Genomic DNA, 24,149 nt, shown 5'->3' with positions numbered 1-24,149 from the left:
TATTGCGCGAAGTGAAACACCCGCGGAGGCACTCTGTTACCGGTGCCGTAGCCTTGTACGGTGCCTGAGAGGAAGCCCGCAAAGCCTGTTGGGGCGATCACCCGGGGCACCACCAACCCCAATCGGCTCAGGCGCATGGACCGGTGGCTGGCCGGACCGCAAGCGTGGCGCCTGCGCGCGGCGTCAGACCCATTGGTGGTGGATCTCGGTTACGGCGCTTCCCCCGTGACCGCCGTCGAACTCCACAATCGGTTACGGCTGATTCGTGACGACGTTGAGGTACTCGGCGTCGAAATCGATCCGGAGCGTGTCCGGGCTGCCCTCCCCCTCGAGCGTCCGGGCCTGCGGTTTGTTCAAGGCGGTTTCGAGATCCCGGTTGCCGGGCGGCGCCCCGTCATTGTCCGTGCTTTCAACGTCCTGCGGCAATATGGGGAGGATCAGTACCTTGCCCATTGGGACCGCGTGCGGGGGCGTCTCGCCCCGGACGGCTTGTTTGTGGACGGAACGTGCGATGAGATCGGGCGCCGTTCGACCTGGGTAGCCGTTGATACTGCGGGGCCGGTTTCGCTCACCATTTCGCTGCGGTTCGGGGTGTTCGCGGTGCCGTCCGACGTCGCGGAACGGCTACCAAAGGCGCTGATCCACCGGAACGTTCCCGGCGAACGGGTCTTTGACTACCTGCAGGCGCTAGACCGGGCGTGGCTTGATGCGGCCCCGCTGTCATCCTTCGGCATGCGGCAACGCTGGATGGGCATGTGTGCTGCCATGCGTGCTGCGGGCTGGCCGATCCTCGATGGGCCCGCGCGCTGGCGACTCGGTGAAGTGACCGTGGTGTGGGACGCGGTTGAACCTGGCTAGTTCACCAGGATCCGTAGCCGCCGCCGCTCTGGACTTCACTCACGGCTGGCTTCACATCGGCGAGGTAGACGCAGGCGGCGATCACGGCGACGAGCTGCAGGATACCGAAGAGCCCAAAGGCGCCGAACCATGCCGTAAAAGCGCCGACAGCCGCGGAGCCGCCGGTCATGCCGAGCCAGAATCCCTTGGTGCGTTTGAAGGTCGCTTCGAAGGACGCGGCCTTCCGCTTTGCGCAGTCAGCCAGCGCCCAGAGTTCGATTCCGAGCGCGAGGAAGGCAAGGCCCCGAAAGAGCCAAAACTCTGATTCCAGCACAATGTCCACGGTTCAAGCCTAACGGGTGGAAGCGGCCGAGGAGAGCGCCTGGTCGAGATCCGCCCATAGATCCTCGACATTCTCGATGCCGACCGAAAGCCGCACCAGCGCTTCGGGGACGGTCAGCGGCTCGCCGGGCTGGCGCCGTCGTCGTTCCACCAGCGATTCGACGCCGCCCAATGAGGTGGCCGGGAGCCAAAGGCGGACGCCTTCGACGAGGGCATCGGCGGCTTCCCTGCTTTCGAGTTCGATGCTCACGATTCCGCCATAGCCCTTCAACTGTTCGGTGGCTCGCTCATGGCCGGGATCCTGGGGCAGGCCGGGGTAACGCACGCGTTGAATCGCCGGGTGACTGGCCAGTCGCTGCGCGAGTTCCAGGGCGTTTGCCTGGCTGCGCTCCATCCGCAGCGCGAGGGTACGCAGTCCGCGCAGGGCGAGCCACACTTCGAACGGGCCGGCAATGGCGCCGTGCAATGTCCGGTGGGTCTGCAGTTTGGCGCGCAGCTCTTCGCTCGAGGTGACCAGCGCGCCGAGGACGACGTCGGAATGGCCCGCCAGATACTTGGTCACTGAGTGGAGTACGACGTCGGCACCGTAGTCGAGCGGACGGCACACCAGGGGTGTGTTGAAGGTGTTGTCGACGACGACGGCGGCACCCTTTTGATGGGCGGCCTCCGTGAGCTTGTGTGTTTCGGCGACCTCGAGCATCGGGTTGGTGGGGCTTTCGAGCCACAACATGCTGGCGCCGTCGAGCTGTTTGATGACCTGATCCGTGTCGGCAATATCCACTTGCCTTACTGTGAGGCGGCCACGCCCTTCTTCTGCGAGCGCGAGGGAAATCGACCCACCGTAGGCGTGCCGTGGGATGACGACCGTGCCGCCGGTTGGAACAAGTGACAACGCGGCCGCGGCAGCCCCGAGGCCGGATGCGAAAACGAGGGCCGCGAGGGTTGCGCCCTCAAGCTCGGCAAGGGCTTCCTCGAACGGGTCCCAGGTGGGATTCGACATCCGCCCGTAGATGCGGTCGGCTCCCGCGGGTGGGACGGTTTCATGGAAGGTGGAGGAGAGGACGATCGGCGGGTTCACCGGGGAATCGTGCTCGCGCGGCGGGCGGCCTGCGGCCACCGTGAGCGTGTCCGGGGCAAGGTGCGCGTGGTGGGTCATCCGATCAGGTTAAGGCTCGTGACTGGGTGTTCCTGAATCGAGGGGCCAAATATGACCAAGTTTTGGGGGTGAAGTGGTTATTAGTGGCCGCTGGATGCAGATAGTCCACAGGCGGGGTCCGCTGGCTCCGGAGTGTCAGGGCGAGTCGGTAGGCTGAAGCGGTGACCAATCAGACCACCCGCCATAGCCGTGGCATGTTCATTGCGTTCGAGGGCGGAGACAGCGCCGGCAAGTCCACGCAGGCGGCGCGACTGGCAGAGGTGCTCGACGCTGAGGGCCATACGGTGTTGCGCACGCGAGAGCCCGGCGGCACCGAGATCGGCGAGAAGCTGCGTTCCCTGGTGCTCGATCACGGGCAGGGGCACATCGATCCGCGAACCGAAGCGCTGATCTTCGCCGCCGCCCGTGCCGCCCACGTGCACCAGGTGATCATGCCCGCGCTGGAGCGGGGCGACGTCGTCGTTTGTGACCGCTATATCGACTCATCCGTGGCCTATCAGGGCGTGGGGCGTGGGCTCGGCGTGGACAGGGTGCTGGAGGTCAACCTCTGGGCGGTCGAGGGTCTTCGACCGGATCTCACCGTGCTGCTCGACGTAGACACATCGGAGGGACGGGGGCGGCGCACCTCCTCGTTCTCGGCTGAAGACCGGCTGGAATCCGAGCCCGATGCGTTCCATGAACAGATCCGTGCGGCGTTCCGCGACCGGGCGGCGTCGGATCCGGAACGATACCTCGTCCTGAATGCCTCCGAGCCGCTGGACGCCCTCGCGACCACCATTCTCGACGCAGTGCGGGAGCAGCTGGCATGAGCGTGTGGACCTTCCTCACCGGCCAGTCCGCTGCAGTCGAGCAGTTGCGCCGTGCCGCAGCTTCCGAGCGGCCCAGCCACGCGTGGCTCTTCACCGGACCGCCCGGATCAGGACGTTCCAACGCCGCACGCGCGTTCGCCGCGGCACTTTTGTGTGACCGCCCTTCGCTGGATGAGCGGGGATGTGGCGAGTGCAAATCATGCACAACGGCGTTGGCCGGCTCACACGCGGACATCACCAACGTGACCACCGAGAAGGTCACCATCAGCATCGATGAGGCCCGCGAACTGGTTCGCAAGGCACAGGACAAACCGGCAACGGGCAGGTGGCGGGTCATCATCGTTGAAGACGCCGACCGCATGCAGGAACGCAGCACCAATGTGCTCCTCAAAGCGATTGAGGAGCCTCCCCCTCGCACCATCTGGCTGCTCTGCGCACCGAGCCCGGGCGATGTGCTCGTCACGATCCGCTCGCGCTGCCGGTCAGTGAGCCTGCGGGTCCCTCCAGTGGATGCCGTCACGGAACTGCTCGTCCAGCGGGACGGGATCGATCCGGTAATCGCGGAGGTCGCTGCGCGCGCTGCGCAGAGCCACATCGGGGTGGCCAAGCGGCTCGCCACCGATGAGGCTGCGCGGGAACGTCGCAACCAGATTGTCCGGTTGCCGCTGAACCTGCGAAACATTGCCGGCGCCATGAAGGCTGCGGCGGACCTGGTGAAGCTCGCCGAGGCCGAAGCGCAAAGCTCATTCGAACAGCGCGACGCCGAGGAGAAGGCAGCGCTGCTGGTTTCCCTCGGGGCGCCGGAGTCAGGCGCCCTGCCACCCGCGATCCGCTCACAGGTCAAGCGACTGGAAGACGATCAGTCCCGGCGAGCCAAGCGCTCCAAGAACGACTACTTCGACCGCGCCCTCACCGACCTCACCTCCTTCTACCGGGACGTCCTGATGCTGCAGCTCGGCACCGGCGGTCAACTCGTGAACGAACCGCTTCGGCCTGAGCTGGAACGCTACGCCGAGCACGGCACACCTGAACAGACCCTGACGCGGATCGAAGCCATCAACAAAGTGCGCACGCGGATCGTTGGAACCAATATTGCTCCCCTGCTCGCCATCGAAGCGATGACCGTGAGCCTGCTGCCCGAAAAGGAACTATCCGCGTGACATACTCCCAACCCAAGCGCCGCTCAACGTGGCGTGCGCTGGCGGGCGCTGCCGCCGTCGTCGTTGGCCTGGTGCTTTCCGGCTGCACGGCGGGACCGGAGATTGGCCAGACCACCGCGCCACAGGAAGCCATTGGGGAGGTTCCGGGCGAGCTGCGGGAGTTTTACGAGCAAGAGGTCGCCTGGGAGGAATGTGAGGACGGTTTCGCCTGCGCCACGGTCGAGGTGCCGCTCGACTACAGCGACCCGGACCGGGAGTCGATCGAAATCGCCGCGATCCGGATGGATGCCTCGGGCGATGCGCAGGGATCGCTGCTCGTGAATCCCGGCGGGCCGGGAGGCTCGGGCTTCAACTTCGTGCGGGACTCGGCGGAGTTTGTGCTCAGCGACCGGTTGCGGCAGTCCTACGACGTGATCGGGTTCGATCCCCGTGGAGTAAACCGGTCCTCGGCCGTGGAGTGCCTGACGGACGAAGAACGCGACGAGGCCCGCGCCGAAACCATGCCGGCGGATGTCACCGACGCGGAAGCGCTGGCCCTGTTGGAAGCGGAATCTGCGGAGTATGCGGACCTCTGTGCGGAGCGCACCGGCGAGCTGCTCGGGTTCGTAGATACGGTGAGTGCCGCGAAGGACATGGACATCCTGCGGGCGCTCGTGGGCGATGAGCAGCTCAACTACCTTGGTTTCTCGTACGGCACCCAGCTCGGCGCCGCCTACGCTGAGCTGTATCCGGAGAAGGTGGGACGCTTCGCGCTTGACGGCGCGGTGGACCCGTCCCTGAGCGCTTCCGAAATCACGTTGGGTCAGGTCGAAGCCTTCCACGAGGCGCTGCGGAGCTACGTCACAGACTGCCAGACGAAGAACGACTGCCCCCTTCCCGGTGATGTGGAGGAAGGCGTCGGCGTGATCGACGAACTGTTCGAATCCATTGAACAGAGCCCCATGACCGCAGCCGACGGACGGCTTGTCACCGTGGGCACCTTCTTCCAGGGCTTTGTACTGCCCCTGTACGACAGCGCCAGCTGGACAGCGTTGACCGTTGCACTTGATCTGGCACTGCAGGGCGATCCCACTGAGATGCTCCGCTTCGCCGACCTCAGCGCTGAGCGGGAGCCCGACGGCGATTACCTCACCAACGCCGGTGCCGCCTTCACGGCGGTGAACTGCCTCGACTACCCCATGCCTGCAGAGCCAGAGGTGCTGGCTGAAGAAGCGGAAACGCTCGAGGCGGCGTCGTCAGTGTTCGGTGAGTACCTGAGCTACGGCGCGCTGGCCTGCGAGGAATGGGCCTACGAGCCGGTGCTGGAGCCCTCCCCCGCCAGCGCTCCGGGTGCGGCGCCGATGATTGTCATCGGGACCACCGGCGATCCGGCGACCCCCTATGACTGGTCGCTCGCCCTGGCCGATCAGCTCGAATCCGCCGTCCATGTGACCTGGGAAGGCCAGGGCCACACCGCCTATGGCCGCTCCGATCAGTGCATCGAAAACATCGTGGACGACTACCTCATCGAGGGAACCGTGCCCGACGACGGCGTGCGCTGCTGATTTTGACCGGTGAGCTCAGGCTCTTATACAGTTGTTCCTTGTTGAACGGGTATATCTACCCGCGAAACTAGCCTCCTTAGCTCAGTCGGTAGAGCGTCTCACTCGTAATGAGAAGGTCGCCAGTTCGACTCTGGCAGGAGGCTCTTTTTGTGCCCGGAACCCACTGCGCCCACAGCGGCAGGGGTTTCGCCGATCGCTATCTCACGCAAGAATGGAAAGCATACTTACCATTCTTCTCGAGAGGACCTCACCATGGAAACCGATCGGCCCCTTGCACTCGTGACCGGCGCTTCAAGCGGAATCGGTTATGAGCTGGCGAAACAGTTTCTGTCCAACGGCTTCGACGTCGTCGTCACCGCGGAAGATGCGGAGCTCACCACTGCTACGCGAAACCTGGAGGGCCTTGGCGGCTCCGTCCAGGCAGAACAGATCGATCTCGCACAGCAAGACGGCGTCGAAAGGCTGTACGCAGCGGTCGCGGCGCTGAACCGTCCGCTGGACGCTGCCGTCCTGAATGCAGGGGTGGGCGTCGGCGGCCCTTTCCTGGAGAACAGCCTTGATGACGAACTCCGCCTCATTGACCTCAATGTCGCCTCCACCGTTGCACTCGCCAAGCGGATTGCCTCGGACATGGTGGCGCGCGGTGAGGGGAGGATCCTGTTCACGTCTTCCGTGGTGTCCCGAATGCCGGCGCCGTTCCAGGCCGTTTACGGTGCGTCGAAGGCCTTCGTCCAATCGTTTGGGCAGGCCCTGCGCAACGAACTCAAGGACACAGGCGTCACCGTGACCACCCTCCTTCCCGGGCCTACGGACACCGAGTTCTTCGAGCGGGCGGGCCTGGAGGACACCAAAGTTGGTGCCGACGAGAAGGACGATCCCGCGCTCGTAGCCGAACAGGGCTTCAAGGGGATGATGAGCGGTGATGGCAACGTACTCGGGGGTTCCCTGAAATCGCGCGGCATGGGATTGAGCGGCAACGTGACACCTGACGCCGCAGGCGCTGAAATGAACCGGAAGATGAACGAGCCGGGCTCTGCGAAGAACTAACTCTTCGGAAGGCCCAACTGCGCGCGGAGGCGGGCTTCGGCGTCGTCGTCGGCTTTCGCGGCGGCAACGTTCGCCTCCGACACAGCCCGCAGCACTTCCTCGCGCTGGATGGGGACGCCGCGGGGCGCGTCGATGCCGATCCGGATTCCCTCTCCCCGGGAATCGAGCACGGTGATGACAATGTCGTCACCGATCAGGATCTGCTCCCCAACCTTGCGTGTAAGCACCAGCACCCGTTCACTCTATCGCGGCGTTGGCGGCTGCTACGCGCGGCATCCGGTCGACCGAAATCGACAATCGCGCGCGATTGCGTCTCGAATAAGCGGAATTCGACCGAAATCAACAGCTAGAGGACCGGGGCCGCTGCCCGCACCCCATCCACCCAGCCGACCGGCAGGCCGAGCTGGTTCACGGTCGCGGGCGTCGCTGTGAGTGCTGCCCCGAGAACCGCCAGCCCATGAACATCGACGGCGGCACGCACCTCGGACGCCCACGTTGCGGTATCGGCGGGCTTGCGTCCGGCGTCGACCGCGAGCCACACCTGGTCCGCCTCGAGCTGGGCGAGCACCGGCCCGTCGAAGCCAGACGGCGGACGCTGCAGGACGAGGAACACCGGGAATCCGCCCCGCACACCGGACGCGCGCAGCTCCGCGGTGGCGAGGCGCGCGTAGGCGGCCACGCCGTCGTCGTCGTCGTCGTGGGCTTGGACCGCCTGTGCAGGCAGGTCCAGGAAGGAGGCCATCTGGCGCGCAACGGTCAGCGGATCAGCATCAAGACCAACGACGACGGCGAGATCCCCCGGGCGCGCCGGCAGCGGTGGCACCCGCTCGGCAGAAACCAGCGCGGGCGGCGGTGTGGTGTTGAACGTGAGGTCGTCCATGAGGGCGGCGAAGAGGTCGCCTCCGGTCGACACGGACGGGTGCAGCTGCGCCTCGACGGATTCGGCATGTTGCAGGAGCGCGTCAATCCCAGAAGCGCCGCGCGCGCCGGCATCCGCAGCGACGCTCGCCGCCCGCCGCCCGCGCCGCCGTTGAGGTGAAGGTTCAGGGTCAGGCAGCTCGACAGTCACCTCGTAGTGCCGCCGTGCGAAGTACCCATGGATGCCGCCGACGGTCACCAGCTCGGCGCCAACAATCTGCGCGCCGGGCCCATGCTGAGCCCGCACCTGCTCGCGCAGTTCCTCAAGCGTTGCGCCCTCAAGACGCAATAGTCTCGGCGACACGTACCACCCCCACGGTCTCGATGGTCACGTTGGCGCTGGTCACTTCGGAGTAGGACAGCACCGGCAGACCACTGGACTGACCCGCCACCAGCCGCCGGATGGCCGGCCGCAGCGCGGGTGCGCACACGAGGACGGCGTTCTGGCCCGTCGATTCAGCCCGGGACACGGCGTCCTTCACCGACGCGAGGACCCGCTCGGTGCGGTTGGCGTCGAGCAGGATCTGCGTCCCCTGTTCAGACGGCCGGAGCCCCTCGAGCATGGACTGTTCAAGCAGCGGATCGATCATGATCACCCGGAGCAGTCCGCCGTCCAGGTACTGGGCCGTCAGCGCCGGGCCGAGTGCCTGCCGGGCAGCCTCGACGAGCCCCTCCGGATCGGTGGACGACTTCGCCCGCAGGGTGAGCGCCTCGTAGATCCGGGCGAGGTCGTTGATGGGAATCTGCTCGGCCAGCAGCCCCTGCAGTACCCGCTGCACCTCGGCAAGGGAGAGCAGCCCAGGCGTGAGTTCCTCCACAGCCGAGGGATTCACCGCGCGCACGCCGTCGGTGAGCACCCGCACATCCTCGCGGGTCAGCAGCCGCGCCGCATTCCCCGTGATGACGGCCGAGAGGTGCGTGACCAGGACGGACACCCGGTCGATCACCGTGGCCCCGGACATTTCCGCGTTGTGCCTGAGCTCAGCCGGCACCCACTTCCCCGCAAGGCCGAACACCGGCTCCACCGTCGCTGTTCCCGGCAGCGATGCCAGGTTGTCCCCCAGCGCCAGCACCTTCCCGCGCGGTGCCTGGCCCCGCCCGGCTTCAACGCCGGCGATCCGGATCACATAGGTGGACGGCGGCAACTCCAGATTGTCGCGCGTACGGACCGGCGGAACCACGACACCAAGTTCGACGGCGATCTTCCGGCGCAGCGCGCGCACCCTCCCGAGCAGGTCATCGGATGCCCCTGAGACCACATCGACCAGGTCCGGCGCGAGCATGATCTCGAGCGCATGCACGCGCATCTGCTCAAGCAGGTCCTCGGTGCTGTCGGTCGAGGGCGCGGTCTCGACTTCGCCCGCCGAGGTGGCGGCGCCGTCGTCGTCGTTGGCTTTGACCCGCTGGGCGAGGATCAGCAGCACACCGCCCACAGCCAGGAAGGCCAGGATCGGCATCCCTGGGATGAAACCCATGACAATCGCCGCGCCGCCGGCAATCCGCAGCGCCACCCGTGACTGGCCCAGCTGGGAGGACGCGGTGGAACCCATGTCGGAGGCGGCATTGGAGCGGGTGACGATCATGCCGGTCGAAACGGCCATCAGCAGCGCTGGGATCTGCGTGACCAGACCGTCGCCGATGGTCAGCAGGCCGTAGGTGCTGAGCGCTTCGCCGATGGACATCCCGCGCTGCAGCATGCCCATCGAGATGCCGCCCACAATGTTGATGATAATAATGATGATGCCCGCAATGGCGTCGCCCTTGACGAACTTCGAGGCGCCGTCCATTGCGCCGTAGAAGTCGGCTTCGGCGGAGACCTCGGCACGGCGTTCCCTGGCCTGGGTGTCGGTGATAAGGCCGGCGTTAAGGTCCGCGTCGATAGCCATCTGCTTGCCCGGCATGGCGTCCAGGGTGAAGCGTGCGCCGACCTCGGCCACACGCTCGGCGCCCTTCGTGACAACAACGAACTGGATGACCACCAGGATCAGGAAGATCACCGCGCCGATGACCAGGGACCCGCCTACGGTGACGTGGCCAAACGCCTCGATCACCTGACCGGCGTGGCCGTCCCCGAGGATAAGACGCGTAGAGGCGACGTTCAGGCCCAGCCGGAACAGGGTCGCGACCAGCAGCAACGACGGGAACACTGAGAAGTCCAGCGGGCGTTTCACGAACATCGTGGTCAGCAGGATGACCAGCGCCAGCAGGATGTTGACGATGATGAGCAGATCCAGCAGGAACACCGGCACCGGCACAACGAGCAGCATCAGGATGCCCACCACACCGATGGGCACGCCGAGCTTCATCAGGGATCGGTTCATGCTGGTGTTCCTCCAGGTTGGGCGAGCGTGTGGAGACCGCGTGCGGCTCCCTTGGCTTTGAGTGACATGACGAAGGCGAGCACGCGGGCGACGGCGTTGTACTGCTCCACCGGTATCTCCTCGCCGATTTCGCAGATACTGTGCAGGGCGCGGGCGAGCGGCACGTCGCGGACCATCGGGACGCCGTGCTTCTCGGCCTGCTCACGGATTTTCGCCGCGATGAGTTCAGCGCCCTTGGCGACAACGCGCGGCGCAGCTTTGCCCGGCTCATACTTCAGCGCTACGGCAACGTGTGTGGGGTTCACGAGTACGACGTCGGCGCCTCCCACCGCGGCGATCATGCGGTTACGGCTCATCGCCAGTTGGCGTGCCCGGCGCTGCGATTTGATCAGCGGATCGCCGTCGGTGTTCTTGTTCTCGTCCTTGACTTCCTTCTTGGTCATGCGGGTGCGCTTTCGGTTGCGCCGCGTGACCACGAGGATGTCGAGCGCGGCGAGGACCAGCCCGGCGGCGACCGCCGAGCGCAGGAGTGCCGCACCGCCGTCGTTCGCGGCCGTCAGCAGCGCGGCAACCGACAGTCCGCCTGCCGACATGAGCAGCGGCATCAACCCCTGCACCACCAGCACCAGTACGACGGCGACTACCGCTGTCTTGAGGACGGCCTTGGCGCCCTGCCAAAGCGCCTGCATACCGAACGTGCGCTTGATGCCGCTGACGAGGTTGAACTGCTCGAACTTGCCTTTGGCCTTGCGGAAGTGGATGCCGCCCTGCAGTGCGGCCGTTGCGAGGACGGTCACCAGGACCACACCGAGGAACGGCCCAAGGACTGTAAGCAGGGAATTCATTCCGGCACCGAGGGCGGCGAGCGCAGCTTCAGGATCAGGGCTTTCGATGACCGAACGGAAGGCGAAAACCTGGGAGGTGCCGGCGTCGGCCGCCCGTTCGATGGTGGGCGGGATCATGACGGCCGCCGCACCCATGCCGACCCACGCGGTGAGATCCTCGGACTTGGAAAGTTCACCCTTGGAACGGACCTCCTTCATCCGCTTCTGGGTGGCGTCCTCTGTCCGTTCCTCCGAGGTTTCGGACACCTACCCCACCCCCATTACAAGCCGCACGGCGTCATCGACCAGGGAGGAAACAATGCCGGGGAGCATGACGAAGACAATGGACGCGAGCCCGAGTGTGATCAGGATCTTCAGCGGAAAGCCGAGCGCAAATGCATTCAGGGCCGGGGCCACACGGGTCAGCAGCCCCAACCCCATGTCGGCGAGGAAGAGGACCAGGATCAGCGGGCCGGCGATCTGGACTGCTGCGAGAAACATCTGGGTCACGCCGGTGGTCATCGCCTCGACCGGGTCCGCGAGGTCGATGGCACCGCCGAGGGGCAGCGCCGCGAAGGTGCGCGACAGCCCGGCGATGATCAGCTGGTACCCGTCCGAGGCAAAGAGCAGCGCCAATGCCGTGATCTGGAATAGCCGGGCAAACTGGGCGCCGTTGACCATGGACTGCGGGTCGAAGCCCTGAGCGAGCGAAAACCCGCCGAACAGGTCAATAAGGCTTCCCGCGGACTGGATGGCCGAGAACACCACGAGCACCAGGAAACCCAGCGCGGCACCGATGACGAGTTCCAGCACCAGCGCGAGGATAAAGCCACCCGTCCCCGGGGACACATAGGTGTCAGTCACCTGTGGCGAGACGGCGAGCGCAAGCCCGACGGCGAGCATCGCTTTCACGCGCGCCGGGATGGCCTTGTAGGAGAAGGGCGGCGCAATGACGAGGAATGCGACCATGCGCACGCCCGCCAGCATGACGGCCTCGATCCACCCCTGGTTGATGGGAATCTCCATCAGCCGCCGCCGAGGAGACCGGGGATGCGCTCAAACATCTCGTGGGTGAACGACACCATCTCCGAGATCATCCAGTGTCCGCAAATCAACAGTGCGACGGCGACAGCAGCCGCCTTGGGCACAAAGGACAGGGTGATTTCCTGGATCTGAGTGATGGACTGCAGCAGCGAGATCGCGAATCCCACCACGAGTGCGGTGATAAGCACCGGCGCGGAGAGTTTCGCGGCGGCCCACAGTCCCTGGAGACCGATGTCGAGGACGGCGTTGGTATCCATCAGCGATAACTCCCCACGAGCGCGGTAATGATCAGCCCCCACCCGTCCACCAGGACGAAGAGCAGGATCTTGAACGGGAGCGAGATCATGACCGGCGGGAGCATCATCATGCCCATCGACATCAGCGCGGCGGACACCACGAGATCGATCACCAGGAACGGCACGAAGATCACGAACCCGATGATGAAGGCGGCACGGAGCTCGGAAATCATGAACGCCGGGATGAGGGTGGTGAGGGGGACATCGGAGGGGTTCGCTGGATTATCAATGCCCGCCGCCCGGGTCATGAGCGCGATGTCCTCCTCGCGAGTGTGCGCGAGCATGAAGGTCTGCAGCGGTCCGGCGCCGTCCTCCAGTGCCTGCGTGAAGGTGGTGTCCCCGTTGACGTAGGGCTGCACCGCGATCTCGTTGATTTCGGTCAGCACCGGCGCCATGATGAACAGCGACAGGAACAGGGCCAGACCCGCGAGCACCTGGTTGGGCGGGATCGACGGCAGGGACAGTGCGTTGCGGGTCATCGCCAGGACCACGAAGATCTTGGTGAACGAGGTCATCATCAGCAGGAGCGCCGGCGCCACCGACAGCAGTGTGATGCCGATGAGGGTAAGGACAGCGGCGCTCGGACCGCCGTTGATCCCGTTGATGTCGATGGACAGCCCGTCCTCCCCCGGCTCAGCGGGAACGGTCGGGTCAACCGGCGGTGCGGGCGGAAGCGGTTCGACGACGCCCGCGTGGGCCGGTGCACCGTTGGCCGCGAGGAGCAGGACGATCATGAGTACGCCGGCGAGTAGCAGGACTGCGCGGCGCACGGATACTGCCCGGAGTACCGGGACTCTCACCCCAGCCCCTGCCGGAAGGCATTGGCGGTCTGCTTCCAGGTTTCCGGTGAGAGGATTGAGCCCGCGAGGGGCGAGGTCGACGACGGCGCTTGCGGGTTGCGTGCGGCTCGGCGCCCGCGCTGCGTCTGATTCGTGCCGCGCCCGCCCTGGCCCGTGCTGCGTCCACCCTCACGTTGAGTGCTGAGATAATCGCCCTTAGCGGACGCTATTCCGCCATTATCTCCACACTCAGCGGGAGTTTGTTGCGCGCTCGAGCGGGACGCAAGGGTGAGGACCTTCGCGAAGGCGGTGGCGGCCTCGTCGTTCTCTGCATGTGGGACCGCAGTCAGCGCGGCCGGAGCGTCGCTGGTGTGCAGCACGTTCACGGACTGCTCGGTCACCCCGAGGAGGAATCGTTGCCCCTCCGCCTCGACGATGACCACCGATGCCTTGGGGCTGATCCCGTGCCTGGCCACAACGTTGACCGGGCTGACCTTGCCCCCGCGGCGCTGCGAGCGGGAGATCCTGCGGTGCATGTACCAGAGCAGACCGAGGACGACGGCGAGGGACAGCAGCACCCTCAGCGCCAGGATCACGGCGTCCATTTAGAGCGGGCCCTCGGAGACGTCGAGGATCTGGGTGATTCGGACGGCGTAATCCTGGTCGACGACCACCACCTCGCCGTGGGCGATCAGCCTCCCGTTCAGCAGTACGTCGGCGGGAGCGCCTGCCGAGCGGTCGAGTTCGATGACGCCGCCCGGCTCAAGGTCCAGCACGTCGCGGACCGACATGCGGGTGCGGCCGATCTCCACGGTCATCGCCATTTCGACGTTGCTGATCCGGCTGAGCCGGCCCGCGGCGTTACTCGCGGCCGAGCGGCGGGTGTGGTCCTGTGCACGGACGCGGATGGCAAACCAGGCGCGGGTGGCGCCGTCGTCGTCGTTCAGTTGGAAGAGGTGGGCGTCCGGCGCGGAAAGCAGCGCGGTTGCGTCGCCGGTCTCGGCGTCGCCAAGGACACCGTCACCGAGCGCTCCGGCCGCTGCCTCCAGCGCGGGCGTGAGAACATCCGCAGCTGAGATGAGGGTCGAATCCGTTCCGGCGGCGTGAGCGAGGAAGGACGAGTCGGCGAGCGCGATCGCCATCTCGGCTGAGTGCGCGCCCACAAAGGAAACGACGACGGCGGCCGCCGCGGCTGCCGCCGGTACCTGCGCCCCATGCGCGGACACGGCGCGCACCGGGCGCGGAGTCGGGAGCAGGGAGGCAAGGGCGTCAGCGGCTGCGCCTTCGCGGCGGGCAGAGGCGGGTGCGGTGGTCATTCAGGCGTTCTCCTCGGTATTCACGACGACGCAGGCGAGCCGGGATCCGGAGGATCCCACGGCCGCGTGTGCCAGCCGGTGGCCATTGACGACGACGTTGAGTGGGCGGTGCTGTGGGTGCGGCAGGGAGAGCAGGTCGCCGACGGCGAGGTCGAGGACATCGCTGGGCAGAACACCGACGGGCGCGAGCTGCAGCGAAACGTCGACCGGAACGTTGACGAGCTGCGCTTCGAGGAGGTCCCGGGCATTCTCGGTGGTTGCCGTCGGGTTCGCTTCGCCGAGTTGCGGGATGAGCAGGTCCGCGGGAATGGCCACGCTGGCCCGGCAGGCGCTGTCCCCCACCCGGATCTCGAACTGCGCCACGATCATGAGGTCCGCGGTGGCAGCCGCCTGTGCGAACTGGGCGTTGTACTGGACCGAGTGGAAGCCGAGTTCTGTGGTCAGCAGCGAGCCGAGCGAATAGTGGAGACCCTCAAGCGCGTCATCCATGAGCTTCTGGACGAGGGCGTGCTCAATGGAGGTGAACCTGCGCTCCCCCGGGAGGGCACTTCCCTGGCCGCCGAGCATGTGGTCGATCCAGTGCAGTGCCGCCGCGGCGGGGAACTGGATGACTGCTTTCGCCTCAACCTGATCCGTTGCGCACAGCACCATGGCCGTGGTGGGCGGCAGGGAGGCAGCGTACTCGTTGTAGGACTGCATGAGCACCTGTTCCGAGGTGATCTGGCAGATGAGGCGTATCTTCGCGGTGAGCTGTGTGGCCCATTGGCGGGCGAACGTCTCGAAGGCGACCTCGAGGACGCGGGAATGTTCACGGGCGAGGGTGGTGGGGCGGCGGAAGTCGTAAACGTGGATCGGCTTCTCGGGCGCCCTGTCCACCGCTTCTTGGGACCCTCCCTCGGGCATCGGCGCATGCACGCCCGTCCCCGCCGTTTCCGGGCGCGGTTCTGCGGGCACGCCAATAGCGGGGTGTTCCTGGACCGTCACGCAGGGCACTATCGGCAGGCGAGCGCAGTTCGTTAGGTGGTGGTGTTCTTTATAAGGGCCTCATCACGACGACGGCGGGTACCTGTTGCGTCAACTGGCCCTGAAACGCCTCACATGTTTCCGCTGCCAGGGAGTTTCGACGGCGCGGGCGTTGTAGTTTTCCCGCACGAAAGTGACCGCTTCGCGTGCCGGGACACCGTCCAGGACTGCGATACAGGCGAGCGCGGTTCCGGTCCTTCCTCTGCCGCCCCGGCACGCGATTTCCACGCGTTCGGCTGCAGCACGATTCCAAGCTTCTTCGAGGACCTGGCGCGCTCTGGTTCGATCTGCGGGTAGACGGAAGTCGGGCCATTGGATCCAGCGGCTCTCCCAGATCATTGGGTCCGGTTCCCTGTCCAGCAGGTAGACGGCGAAATCGGGGTGCGGACCGGGCGGCGTCGGCTGGCTAAGTGCACGACCCCTGATCAAGCGGCCGGAAGGCAGGTGAAGCACTCCGGGCGACGTCGGTTCCCACAAACCGTTCATGGGTTCGAGACTAGCGGCGGTTGTCATGAAATCGCGTCGATGCCGGCGGGGATGTGTGTGTTTGGGAAATGCCTCGTCTGCACTCGTTGCCTGCAGTGCCTGCAGAGCCTGCACTTTTCGAAAAGGGATAGTGCCACCTTCCGGCGTTTGCGCCAGCGGATTGTCGGCGTCGGCGCTGGCGTCGGAGTCCGCGTCGGATAATTGCGGTTCAGCCTTCCGGCGGTTCCCAGCCCAGTTCAATGCATGCTGCGCCAGAGCGCTTCACTTTCGACCGTCATCGCGTCAGTGTCCTCGGTCTCGATCGCTTCAAGGAAGGATCGGGCGGCAACGGGCACGGCGCCCTCCTCTGCGCTCGCGAGACTTTCTGTGATGTTCCGTTTGGCCCGACTCAAGAAATCCGTCGGCCTGCCCGTACTGATCCAGGACGCGTTGGTATTGCAAATGTCCGCGTGTGCGATCGGCGGTCCCGGCTTCCCGCATGCAGCCACCGTCAACAGGACACCGGCAAGTACAAAATGCGGAACGCGAGGGGCCAGCACCCGCCGTTTAGTGGGTGATCCGTTTGACACCGGTTCTATAGTCAGGCGGTCAGGCTGCATCTCGGGTGCTCCTGCTCGATGAGGGGCTCTGGTTAATAGTTACACTGTCCTACGACCGCACAGGCATCACAACCAGGCGCTGTTACAGCGCCCAGCGAGGACCGATCATGACTAACCGGGGTATCTGCGGCGTCGACATCGGCGGTACAGGGTGCCGCGCCATTGCCGGAAATATCGCACACGAAACCGGCGAACCGGTGCGGGTAGACGGCGGCGTGCGCATCGGACCTGAAGGCATCAGGATCCCGGAACTGCTCGACGTCGTCGGGCAAGCTGTGGAAGCCGCCATACACGCGGCCGGGGTGGAGCGACTAGATGTCCTCGCCCTCGGGCTTGCAAGCGTGCAATCGCTCATGGACGACCCGACACCCCTTCACACCGCACTCGCCGAGAGATTCGGCGTTCCCTTGACCATTGTCGCCTCGGACATCCTCACCTCGCATGTGGGCGCGCTGTCGTTCGAGCCGGGCGCTGTACTGGCTGCGGGCACGGGGACCAATGCCCTCGGAACCGACTTCGCATCGGTGTGGCGGCGCGTCGACGGTTGGGGCCATCTCCTCGGTGACACCGGGGGCGGCGCCTGGATCGGCAGGCAGGGACTCGAATCCGCATTCCGCAGCTTCGACGGACGGGGTGGATCCTCGCTTCTCCTTGAGGCGCTCCGGGCCCGGTTCGGCTCGCCGGAGATTCTACTCAAGGACGTGTACACGCGGCCGGACCGGTCGAAGATCCTTGCTTCCTTCGTTCCCGACATGGCGAAACTGGCCGACGACGGCGACACCGACAGCGCACGGATCTTCCGAGCCGCCGGACGCGAGCTGGCAACCACCGGAACTGCCGCCGTCGGCGACGGGATACCCCCGCGACTCGCGCTGGTGGGCGGGCTGTTCGACGCGACTCCGCTTCTCATGGAAGCGCTGAGAAGCGAACTGGACGCGCAACGCCCGGAGGTCGAACTGATCCCGGCGCGTGGTACGGCCATCGACGGCGCGTTTGCCTTGGCAGGTTCAGCAGCGGCTGACCCCGGTACGGCACTGAACCATCCGCCGTACGTGACCTCCCGCAGGCACGAGTAGCAGCAGCCTGCGCCCTGCCGTCCGCGATTCCGTGCAGGTCTGCGCCGCTCAGCAGCGTGTCGTAGCGGGACACGCCGAGAGTTGCGGAGCATTGCTCGGCATACCTGCGCGGAACGGGCGTGCACCCGCCCCGGTGCAGCTTATGCCGGCAGCACGCAGGCCGGCACGGGCAGCTCCAGTGACTCGACCTGAACCGCCCGCCCGGACGGATCACACCGGAGCACGTCCAGCGTTGACGAGTACTGGTTCGCGACGACCACCAGGTCCGCGGCGCCGTCGGCGGCGGCAACCACGGCGAAGTGCCGCGGCCACTGCCCGCCGATCGGGCTGTCAGCGAGGTGGGTAAGAGTCGCGCCCTCCCCCACCGCGAACGCCGACAGCACATCAGGTCCGCGGGTTGCGGCGTACAGCAGGTTCGCCGTGGCGGAGGAAACACCGACTCCGATATGCGATGGCTGACTCGGCTTGTCCTCGGAAGCCTGCGTCATGAGCGCGGCCTGACTGGACAGCACAGCACCATCCGGAACCGAGAGCACGTGCAGCCTGGCGTCCAGTTCTCCAACGACGACGACGGCACCCTCCCGCGCACCGGCACCCTCGCCGGCACCCTCGCCGGCACCGGCACTGTCGGCCCCGCCCGGCAGCGCGACCGCATGCCGGGGCCCGGTTCCGGGCGGCAGAACCGCGGCAATTCCGTCCGGACCGGCGGAGTTGAAGCGGCGAAACTCATCGGTGCCGAGGTCGCTCACCCACAGTTCACCCTGACCAGCGCCGGACACGACTTCGTGGACGAAGTGCGCGTGCGGGCCCTCCTGCCGGTCCTTGTTCACGCCGGAACCCGAGTGTTGGTGCGCTTGAAACTCCCCGGTTGGGACGCCGTCGTCGTCGAGGGAAATCTGCGTCACTACGCCGTCGCCGTAATTGGCAACCCAAAGCGTGTGCTGCTGCGCCTGGACATGGCAGGGCGAGCTGCCGCCGGTGGGGACGGTGCGCAGGTGCGTCAGCCCGCCGTCGTCGTGCGCGAATGCCGAGACCTCGCCCTGGGCCGTTTCGGCGACCGCGTACAGCACCGGGCTGGAAGGGTGGAAGGCGAGGAAGGAGGGCGACGGCGTCGTAATGGCCAGGCTGGCATCGCTGAGTTTCCCGGTCCGTCGGTCCAGTGTGACCTGCCAGATTCCTTCGCCGGAACCCGGCTCAGTGCCGTTCGCGGGGTAGGTGCCGATCCATAGCTTCGCGGTTTCCATGGCGACCATTCTGCCCCACTTCTGGGAAGCTACGGCGTTTCCCCGACAAGCTCGGGAATCAGCGCGCGTACATTTTCGGGCTGGTTGGACAGCGCAACGATGTCCACGCGCCGGTTCAGCTGCAGCTCCTCCTCGGTCATGCCGGCGGCCAGCGGACGAGACTCGCCGAACCCGACGGCGGCGGCCCGGTTCGGCTGCAGGCCGGACTTGCCGACCAGGTGCCGGACGACGTTCACGGAACGCTCCGTGGACAGCTCCCAGTCGAGCGGTTCGGGCGATCCGTCAGGCAGTTTCGCGGTGTGGCCTTCGACGGAGACCTTGTATTCGGTAGGCGTGAGCGCGGGCCCGATGATGTCCAGCACGTCGACGGTCTGCGGTGTCAGCACCGCACTGTCCGGCAGGAAGAACGTCTTCGAGCTGACCAATCGAACGGTGAGTCCACGTTCGTCGATCTCGTAGCGGACGGCGTCCTGCAGGTTCTTCTCCGTAAGGCCGGCGTCGATTTTCTCCTGCAGTGCGCGCAGGTTCTCCACCTCGATCATCGCCAGATCCAGGTCGGTCAGCTCCGCGGCCGGCCCTTCCTCGTTCACACGTTCTGGAGGAACCACGATGCCCTCAGCGGTATCCACTGCGGCCACTTCGACGGCGCCGAATCCCGTCGCAAGAGAGTTGCGCAGCTGCTCGAACTTCTTCTGATCCACCGTGGACATCGCGAACAGGACAATGAACATGCACATCAGCACGGTGACCATGTCCATGTAGGAGGCCATCCACCGTTCGTCGGGATGCTCCTCGCCCTCGTCAGCAGAACGACGACGGCGTCCGGGCCGCGGACTCATGCCGCTTTCGCGGCGGGCGGCTGATCCGCCTTCCCGCTCTTGGCTTTGTCTTTCGCCTTGGACTTCGAACGCGCGTGGTCCGGAACCATGGCGAGCAACCGTTCGCTGAGCAGGCGCGGCTGGCTTCCGGCCTGGACGGCGAGGATACCCTCCATGAGGAGGTTCATGCGGTCGGCTTCGAGGTCGGAGAGCCGCTTGAGACGGGTGCCGATCGGCAACCAGAGGAAGTTCGCGGAGAGCAGGCCCCAGAGTGTGGCGACGAACGCCGTCGCAATCATGGGCCCGAGCGTGTCCGGGCTGGAGAGGTTCTCGAGGACGTGGGTCAGCGAGACGACGGTCCCGATGATGCCGATGGTCGGCGCGTATCCGCCCATGCTCATGAAGAATTTGGAGGCTGTGCGGTCTGACTGCTGTTTGGTGTGGATCTCGTCTTCGAGGAGGGTTCGGAGTTCTTCGGAGTCGGTGCCGTCGGCGACATTCTGCAGGGCATTGCGCAGGAACGGGTCCTTGACGTTTGTGGCTTCCTGCTCCAGGGCGAGAAGCCCTTCGCTGCGGGCCTTCTCCGCGAACCCGACCACGCTGTCGATGACCTGCTGAGGTGGGGTTGGTTTGCCGATGAATGCGCGGGGCAGGGCCTTCACCGCGATGATGAAGTCCTTCAGTGTTCCGCCCGCTATTCCGACCGCGATTGTCGCGCCGAACACCAGAACCATGGGAGCCGGCAACAGGATGGCCTCGACGTGCGCGCCCTCGAGTTTGATCATCGCGAAAAGCGCCCCGAACGCTACAACGAGGCCGATGATTGTGGCCGGATCCATCTACTGCCTCCCGGGCCGCAGCGGGACGGCGGCCGTCGTCGTCGTTCCTGTGCCCGGCACGAGACCGAGTGCGCGCGGTGCTTCGGTTCCGGTGGGGAGGTCGCGGGCAAGTCTGATGATTTCCGCGCGGTAGGACGCGATCATCCCGATGACCTGGTCCATGGATTCCCGCACCACGAATTGGGCTCCGTCCACCAGTACCAGTGTGGTGTCCGGGCTGGCGTGGATCCTCTCGATGAGGTCGGGGTTCACCGCGAACTGGCTGTCATTGAGCCGGGTGACAACGATCATGGGCACGTCCTGGGCAGTTTGGATAAGGCCCCTGATGGCCTCAGCCTTTACTGTCGGACGGCGGCGCCTTTTTGTAAGCCCCGCGGGACTGATCTGTTTGGGCACGGATTGTCGGGTGCTGGGCAGCGCCGCCCCGATAGCGTGATTGGTATGCAGGACTGGAACCGGGCCATCGAGCTCATCGAAGCGGATCTGACGGCGACGATCGACGTCGGCGCGCTGGCGCGGGTCGCCCTCACCTCGGAATATCACTTCCGGCGCATGTTTGCTTCATTGGCCGGCATTCCGCTGTCGGAATACATACGACGACGACGGCTCACGGCGGCGACTGCTGAGATCCTCGCCGGTGACCCGGTATTGGATGTGGCCGTTCGCTACGGATATGGGTCCGCGGAGGCTTTCACCCGGGCGTTCAGGACTGTGCACGGGCTGACGCCGTCGGAGGCGCGGCGCCCTGGGGCCGTACTGCACTCACAGCCCCAGTTGAGATTTCATCTTCGAGTTGAAGGGAGAAGCAATATGAAACACCGCATCGTCAAGAAGGAAGCCTTCCGGCTGATCGGAGTTCGGACGCGTGTAGGGCTCGTCTACGAGGGGCCCAATGCGGATATCGAAGAGTTCGAGCGGAGCCTTGACCCTTCGGTCCGGTCGCGGTTGGCTGATCTCTCGGATGGTGAGCCGACGGGATCTCTCGCTGTGACGGACAACATCGAGGAACCGGGTACAGAGGGCAGCGTGTTGGATTACTGGCGGGCTGTCGCGAGTTCACAACCGGCGCCGGACGGGTTCGAGTCGCAGGAGGTTCCGGCCGGTATGTGGGTGGTGTTCGAGGCCGAAGGGAAGTTCCCGGAAGCCCTTCAGCATCTCTGGGCCAACGCCGCTACCGAGTGGTTCCCGGCCAACCCCTACCGGTGGGCGCCCGGGCCGCAGCTGCTGAGCGTGCAACCAGAGCCCGACGGCGTCAGCGGGCGCGGGCAGTTGTGGTTGCCTATTGAGGCGGCCTAGTTCCTCCGGCGGGTAGGCTCGTGCCGATGTCATGCTGACGGCATCGGCACGGGCGCAGGGGGAGCTTGGAATGGCTGACGAGTCTTACACGTGGTACCAGCGGCTTCTGCTGTACTTCTCGACGACCAAGCGGAAGGTCTCTGCGGTCGTTGTAGCTGTGGCTATTGTGCTGGGGCTTGTGTATTTTGACTTCGGATCTCACCTCTTCACGTACGTGATCGTTGGTGTCCTCGCCGTGCTCTTCACGCAGGGTGCGCTCCTTCGCCGGCCCACCAAGTTACCGCCGGACATCATGCTTGACCATGCCACCAAACGTTTCACCAAGAACCAGTCCTGGCCGTCCCCGAAGGACAAGACGGAGGCGCTGGAGAGCCTTCAGGAAGCGTTCACCCAGCCGGGCGTGACCACACGGACCTTCAACGACAGCCTGTGGATCGAAATGGACAAGGATTGGGACCCAGGGAAGAAGCTAAGGCATGCCGAGGTGGCAAAACATCTGAAAATCCTTCCGCCGGCGCACTTCTTTGTGGCTTCCGACGGCGCAGGGAGCACCATCACCGCCTACAGCCATGACAACCGCCTCGTGGGAATGTGGGATGTCATGCAACTCTCTGACGAAATGGCGGATGCCGCCGTCGAGCTCGCGAAGGATGCTACTTCCTGATTGTCGCCTTGCCCTGGTTGTCGTCTCTCGCGGTCATTGTCGTCTTGCCATCACTGTCGTCCCGCCAGCGCGGAGTTGAAGGTGGAGAAGTCGAGTGCCGGTTGCAGTGCGTCGTAGGTCCCGGTTGTGAGTAACTCCCCGGCCGAATCCTCAATGAGTGCGTAGGCCGCGAGCGCACCGGCCATTCCGATCGTGACTCGTCCGGCGCCTGATTTCAGCAGCTCCCCTGTCGTGGGGCTACCCGGTGTGACCATAACGTTCAGCGGTACGCTCAAATTTTCGGCGAGATGTGTGACCGTGGGGAGGTCGGTTACTCCGGGGACGAAGATGCCGTCAGCACCTGCTTCGACGTAGCGGGCAGCGCGGCTCAGTGCTTGTTCGATAGGGTCCCCAACACCGAGCAGGACGGCGTCGATTCGTGCATTGATGAAGAGCTGAGCTCCTGTGCGGTCCGCTGCGCGGCGAACGGTAGCTATGCGTGCCGCCTGCGTTCCTGCGTCCAAGAGCTGTGCGGCCCGAGAGTCCTCGACGTTGATTCCGGCGACTCCGAGGTCGAGGACCCGGTCAATTAATCTATTTAGACCTGCGTCCTCAGGGTAGTAACCGTTCTCTAGGTCGGCGGTGACGGGCAGATCCGTTGCTTTGACGATGTTACTGAGGGCAGCTATCGCTTGGTCCGGGTGAAGGCAGCCGCCGTCGGGCACGCCTGCGGCCCATGCGATGCCGGCGCTCGTCGTCGCAATCGCGGAGGCACCGGCGCGTGCGATACAGATGGCTGATGCGGCGTCCCACGCGTTGGGTAGAACGAGGTCTTTCCTGTCGCACAACCTTCTAAATACTTCGACCTTATCGGGTTGCCTGGGTGAGCGGTTGCTGGCGAGTGGCGCGTCTTGTTGGGAGATCATGAATTCATCACAGCAGGAGGGGCGTTCTCGGGCTGGCGGAAATCAGACGACACCACTCGGATGGGCCGTTCAGGTGCGCTGGGAGGAATCTACCTGTTTACGCAGGCCTCTTTGCTCGCGTCCGCTTTGTCGCGCTCTTTCCACGGCAACAACACGCTGCTCAGCAAGCACAGGACACCGCCAACCCACAGCGCCATCTGACCGCTTGTGATCGCTGCCAACGCGCCGCCTGCCGCGATAAAGATTGGCTGCACTGTCCGCGAGCTGATCGACCAGGCAACACCCACTCGGGCCATGTAGCGCTCGCAGCGCTGAAGATCACAGCGGCGGTCGCCCGGATCGCCGCAATGACGCACAGGTGAGTGAAAGTGAGGCCATCCGCGATAACAGCCGCTGGGATGGACAGTAGCGAAACGAACCGAAGAAGGTCGACAGCGATCATGGTCGGGCGCTTGGCTCGGTGCTCAATCGAGGACCCCAGCGGCAAGGAGACGGCCGCTGCGGATAGCGCACCCACTGCCGCGAGAAGTGACACCTCCAGCGCTGAAGCACCCAAGACGAGGACTGCGATGAGGGGAAATACTCCCATGCTTACGGCGGTGCCGAGAGAGCTGGCTGAGTAGGCTGCCCATAACCACCCGAAGTCCCGGCCGTGCGGCGCGCTGTTCATTCCGACCACGCTATGGCGAACGCGTGGCCCCGCAATGGAAGCGGGTGCTTCGAGCGCGCCTCGAGGCGGGTCGCGGTTCCTGTTGTGTGTTGACATTAACGGTCGGAGCGCCTCCTAACGGACCTTCAGATTGCTC

General features: G+C 65.3%; 27 protein-coding genes and 1 tRNA gene. 9 read left to right on the top strand and 19 right to left on the bottom strand.

Annotated elements, in window-relative coordinates; all coding sequences use genetic code 11:
• The first annotated feature begins 135 nt into the window (after window positions 1–135).
• Complete coding sequence (locus ACX80C_RS10420) at window positions 136–858, top strand: class I SAM-dependent methyltransferase (RefSeq protein WP_459326412.1); 723 nt, start codon at window positions 136–138, stop codon at window positions 856–858.
• Between the two features lies 1 nt (window position 859).
• On the opposite strand, the gene ACX80C_RS10415 is transcribed toward ACX80C_RS10420, so the two are convergent.
• Window positions 860–1,180: a DUF2516 family protein gene (locus ACX80C_RS10415; RefSeq protein ID WP_459326391.1), complete on the bottom strand. Its 321-nt coding sequence runs from the start codon at window positions 1,178–1,180 to the stop codon at window positions 860–862.
• Between the two features lie 9 nt (window positions 1,181–1,189).
• Window positions 1,190–2,335, bottom strand: coding sequence for a trans-sulfuration enzyme family protein (locus ACX80C_RS10410; RefSeq protein WP_459326390.1), 1,146 nt, complete (start codon window positions 2,333–2,335; stop codon window positions 1,190–1,192).
• A 194-nt stretch (window positions 2,336–2,529) separates the two neighbouring features.
• On the opposite strand from ACX80C_RS10410, the gene tmk reads away from it, so the two are divergent.
• The 5 genes from tmk (at window position 2,530) to ACX80C_RS10385 (ending at window position 6,895) form a co-directional block, all read left to right on the top strand.
• Window positions 2,530–3,144 (top strand): dTMP kinase, encoded by a 615-nt coding sequence (gene tmk, locus ACX80C_RS10405; protein WP_459326411.1) that lies wholly within the window; start codon window positions 2,530–2,532, stop codon window positions 3,142–3,144.
• On the top strand, window positions 3,141–4,304 hold the full coding sequence (locus ACX80C_RS10400; protein WP_459326389.1) for a DNA polymerase III subunit delta': 1,164 nt from the start codon (window positions 3,141–3,143) through the stop codon (window positions 4,302–4,304). The genes tmk and ACX80C_RS10400 overlap by 4 nt, the downstream gene beginning before the upstream one ends.
• Window positions 4,301–5,848, top strand: coding sequence for an alpha/beta hydrolase (locus tag ACX80C_RS10395; protein ID WP_459326388.1), 1,548 nt, complete (start codon window positions 4,301–4,303; stop codon window positions 5,846–5,848). Before ACX80C_RS10400 ends, ACX80C_RS10395 begins: the two co-directional genes overlap by 4 nt.
• A 70-nt stretch (window positions 5,849–5,918) precedes the next feature.
• Window positions 5,919–5,991, top strand: a tRNA-Thr gene (locus tag ACX80C_RS10390).
• A 109-nt stretch (window positions 5,992–6,100) separates the two neighbouring features.
• Window positions 6,101–6,895, top strand: a complete 795-nt coding sequence (locus ACX80C_RS10385) for an SDR family NAD(P)-dependent oxidoreductase (protein WP_459326387.1) — start codon at window positions 6,101–6,103, stop codon at window positions 6,893–6,895.
• On the opposite strand, the gene csrA is transcribed toward ACX80C_RS10385, so the two are convergent.
• The 12 genes from csrA to ACX80C_RS10325 form a co-directional block, all read right to left on the bottom strand.
• Window positions 6,892–7,128: a carbon storage regulator CsrA gene (gene csrA, locus ACX80C_RS10380; protein ID WP_167990750.1), complete on the bottom strand. Its 237-nt coding sequence runs from the start codon at window positions 7,126–7,128 to the stop codon at window positions 6,892–6,894. The genes ACX80C_RS10385 and csrA overlap by 4 nt on opposite strands.
• A gap of 113 nt (window positions 7,129–7,241) precedes the next feature.
• Window positions 7,242–8,117 (bottom strand): hypothetical protein, encoded by an 876-nt coding sequence (locus ACX80C_RS10375; protein ID WP_459326386.1) that lies wholly within the window; start codon window positions 8,115–8,117, stop codon window positions 7,242–7,244.
• Complete coding sequence (locus ACX80C_RS10370; protein ID WP_459326385.1) at window positions 8,092–10,134, bottom strand: flagellar biosynthesis protein FlhA; 2,043 nt, start codon at window positions 10,132–10,134, stop codon at window positions 8,092–8,094. The genes ACX80C_RS10375 and ACX80C_RS10370 overlap by 26 nt, the downstream gene beginning before the upstream one ends.
• Window positions 10,131–11,225, bottom strand: a complete 1,095-nt coding sequence (locus ACX80C_RS10365; RefSeq protein ID WP_459326384.1) for an EscU/YscU/HrcU family type III secretion system export apparatus switch protein — start codon at window positions 11,223–11,225, stop codon at window positions 10,131–10,133. Before ACX80C_RS10365 ends, ACX80C_RS10370 begins: the two co-directional genes overlap by 4 nt.
• The gene (locus tag ACX80C_RS10360; RefSeq protein ID WP_459326383.1) at window positions 11,226–11,984 is read right to left on the bottom strand and encodes a flagellar biosynthetic protein FliR; all 759 of its coding nucleotides are present in this window, start codon (window positions 11,982–11,984) and stop codon (window positions 11,226–11,228) included.
• Window positions 11,984–12,259, bottom strand: a complete 276-nt coding sequence (fliQ, locus tag ACX80C_RS10355; protein WP_167990739.1) for a flagellar biosynthesis protein FliQ — start codon at window positions 12,257–12,259, stop codon at window positions 11,984–11,986. Before fliQ ends, ACX80C_RS10360 begins: the two co-directional genes overlap by 1 nt.
• Complete coding sequence (gene fliP, locus ACX80C_RS10350; protein WP_459326410.1) at window positions 12,259–13,032, bottom strand: flagellar type III secretion system pore protein FliP; 774 nt, start codon at window positions 13,030–13,032, stop codon at window positions 12,259–12,261. Before fliP ends, fliQ begins: the two co-directional genes overlap by 1 nt.
• Window positions 13,033–13,094: 62 nt before the next feature.
• Window positions 13,095–13,682, bottom strand: coding sequence for a flagellar biosynthetic protein FliO (gene fliO, locus ACX80C_RS10345; RefSeq protein WP_459326382.1), 588 nt, complete (start codon window positions 13,680–13,682; stop codon window positions 13,095–13,097).
• Window positions 13,683–14,393 (bottom strand): flagellar motor switch protein FliN, encoded by a 711-nt coding sequence (gene fliN, locus ACX80C_RS10340; RefSeq protein ID WP_459326381.1) that lies wholly within the window; start codon window positions 14,391–14,393, stop codon window positions 13,683–13,685.
• The gene (locus tag ACX80C_RS10335; RefSeq protein WP_459326380.1) at window positions 14,394–15,377 is read right to left on the bottom strand and encodes a flagellar motor switch protein FliM; all 984 of its coding nucleotides are present in this window, start codon (window positions 15,375–15,377) and stop codon (window positions 14,394–14,396) included. It abuts the gene before it with no gap.
• A gap of 90 nt (window positions 15,378–15,467) precedes the next feature.
• Complete coding sequence (locus ACX80C_RS10330; protein ID WP_459326379.1) at window positions 15,468–15,902, bottom strand: protein-tyrosine phosphatase family protein; 435 nt, start codon at window positions 15,900–15,902, stop codon at window positions 15,468–15,470.
• 236 nt (window positions 15,903–16,138) lie between these two features.
• Window positions 16,139–16,501, bottom strand: a complete 363-nt coding sequence (locus tag ACX80C_RS10325) for a hypothetical protein (protein ID WP_459326378.1) — start codon at window positions 16,499–16,501, stop codon at window positions 16,139–16,141.
• Between the two features lie 107 nt (window positions 16,502–16,608).
• Between ACX80C_RS10325 and ACX80C_RS10320 the strand changes: the two genes are divergently transcribed.
• Window positions 16,609–17,577, top strand: a complete 969-nt coding sequence (locus ACX80C_RS10320) for an N-acetylglucosamine kinase (RefSeq protein WP_459326377.1) — start codon at window positions 16,609–16,611, stop codon at window positions 17,575–17,577.
• A 140-nt stretch (window positions 17,578–17,717) separates the two neighbouring features.
• Here ACX80C_RS10320 and ACX80C_RS10315 read toward each other — a convergent pair whose 3' ends face one another.
• Genes ACX80C_RS10315 through ACX80C_RS10300 form a run of 4 tightly spaced genes read right to left on the bottom strand, consistent with a single transcriptional unit; the run spans window position 17,718 to window position 20,769 of the window.
• The gene (locus ACX80C_RS10315; RefSeq protein ID WP_459326376.1) at window positions 17,718–18,821 is read right to left on the bottom strand and encodes a lactonase family protein; all 1,104 of its coding nucleotides are present in this window, start codon (window positions 18,819–18,821) and stop codon (window positions 17,718–17,720) included.
• Window positions 18,822–18,850: 29 nt separating this feature from the next.
• On the bottom strand, window positions 18,851–19,660 hold the full coding sequence (locus tag ACX80C_RS10310) for an OmpA/MotB family protein (RefSeq protein ID WP_459326375.1): 810 nt from the start codon (window positions 19,658–19,660) through the stop codon (window positions 18,851–18,853).
• The gene (locus ACX80C_RS10305; protein WP_167990717.1) at window positions 19,657–20,478 is read right to left on the bottom strand and encodes a motility protein A; all 822 of its coding nucleotides are present in this window, start codon (window positions 20,476–20,478) and stop codon (window positions 19,657–19,659) included. Before ACX80C_RS10305 ends, ACX80C_RS10310 begins: the two co-directional genes overlap by 4 nt.
• The gene (locus tag ACX80C_RS10300; protein WP_459326374.1) at window positions 20,479–20,769 is read right to left on the bottom strand and encodes a flagellar FlbD family protein; all 291 of its coding nucleotides are present in this window, start codon (window positions 20,767–20,769) and stop codon (window positions 20,479–20,481) included.
• Between the two features lie 150 nt (window positions 20,770–20,919).
• On the opposite strand from ACX80C_RS10300, the gene ACX80C_RS10295 reads away from it, so the two are divergent.
• Complete coding sequence (locus ACX80C_RS10295; protein WP_459326373.1) at window positions 20,920–21,774, top strand: AraC family transcriptional regulator; 855 nt, start codon at window positions 20,920–20,922, stop codon at window positions 21,772–21,774.
• Window positions 21,775–21,844: 70 nt separating this feature from the next.
• Window positions 21,845–22,438 (top strand): hypothetical protein, encoded by a 594-nt coding sequence (locus tag ACX80C_RS10290; protein ID WP_459326372.1) that lies wholly within the window; start codon window positions 21,845–21,847, stop codon window positions 22,436–22,438.
• A 50-nt stretch (window positions 22,439–22,488) separates the two neighbouring features.
• Here ACX80C_RS10290 and ACX80C_RS10285 read toward each other — a convergent pair whose 3' ends face one another.
• Window positions 22,489–23,343, bottom strand: a complete 855-nt coding sequence (locus ACX80C_RS10285) for an isocitrate lyase/PEP mutase family protein (RefSeq protein ID WP_459326371.1) — start codon at window positions 23,341–23,343, stop codon at window positions 22,489–22,491.
• Window positions 23,344–24,149 lie beyond the last annotated feature (806 nt).

The sequence above is a fragment of the Arthrobacter tecti genome, assembly GCF_054511355.1.
This window is presented reverse-complemented; position numbering and strand designations above follow the sequence as displayed.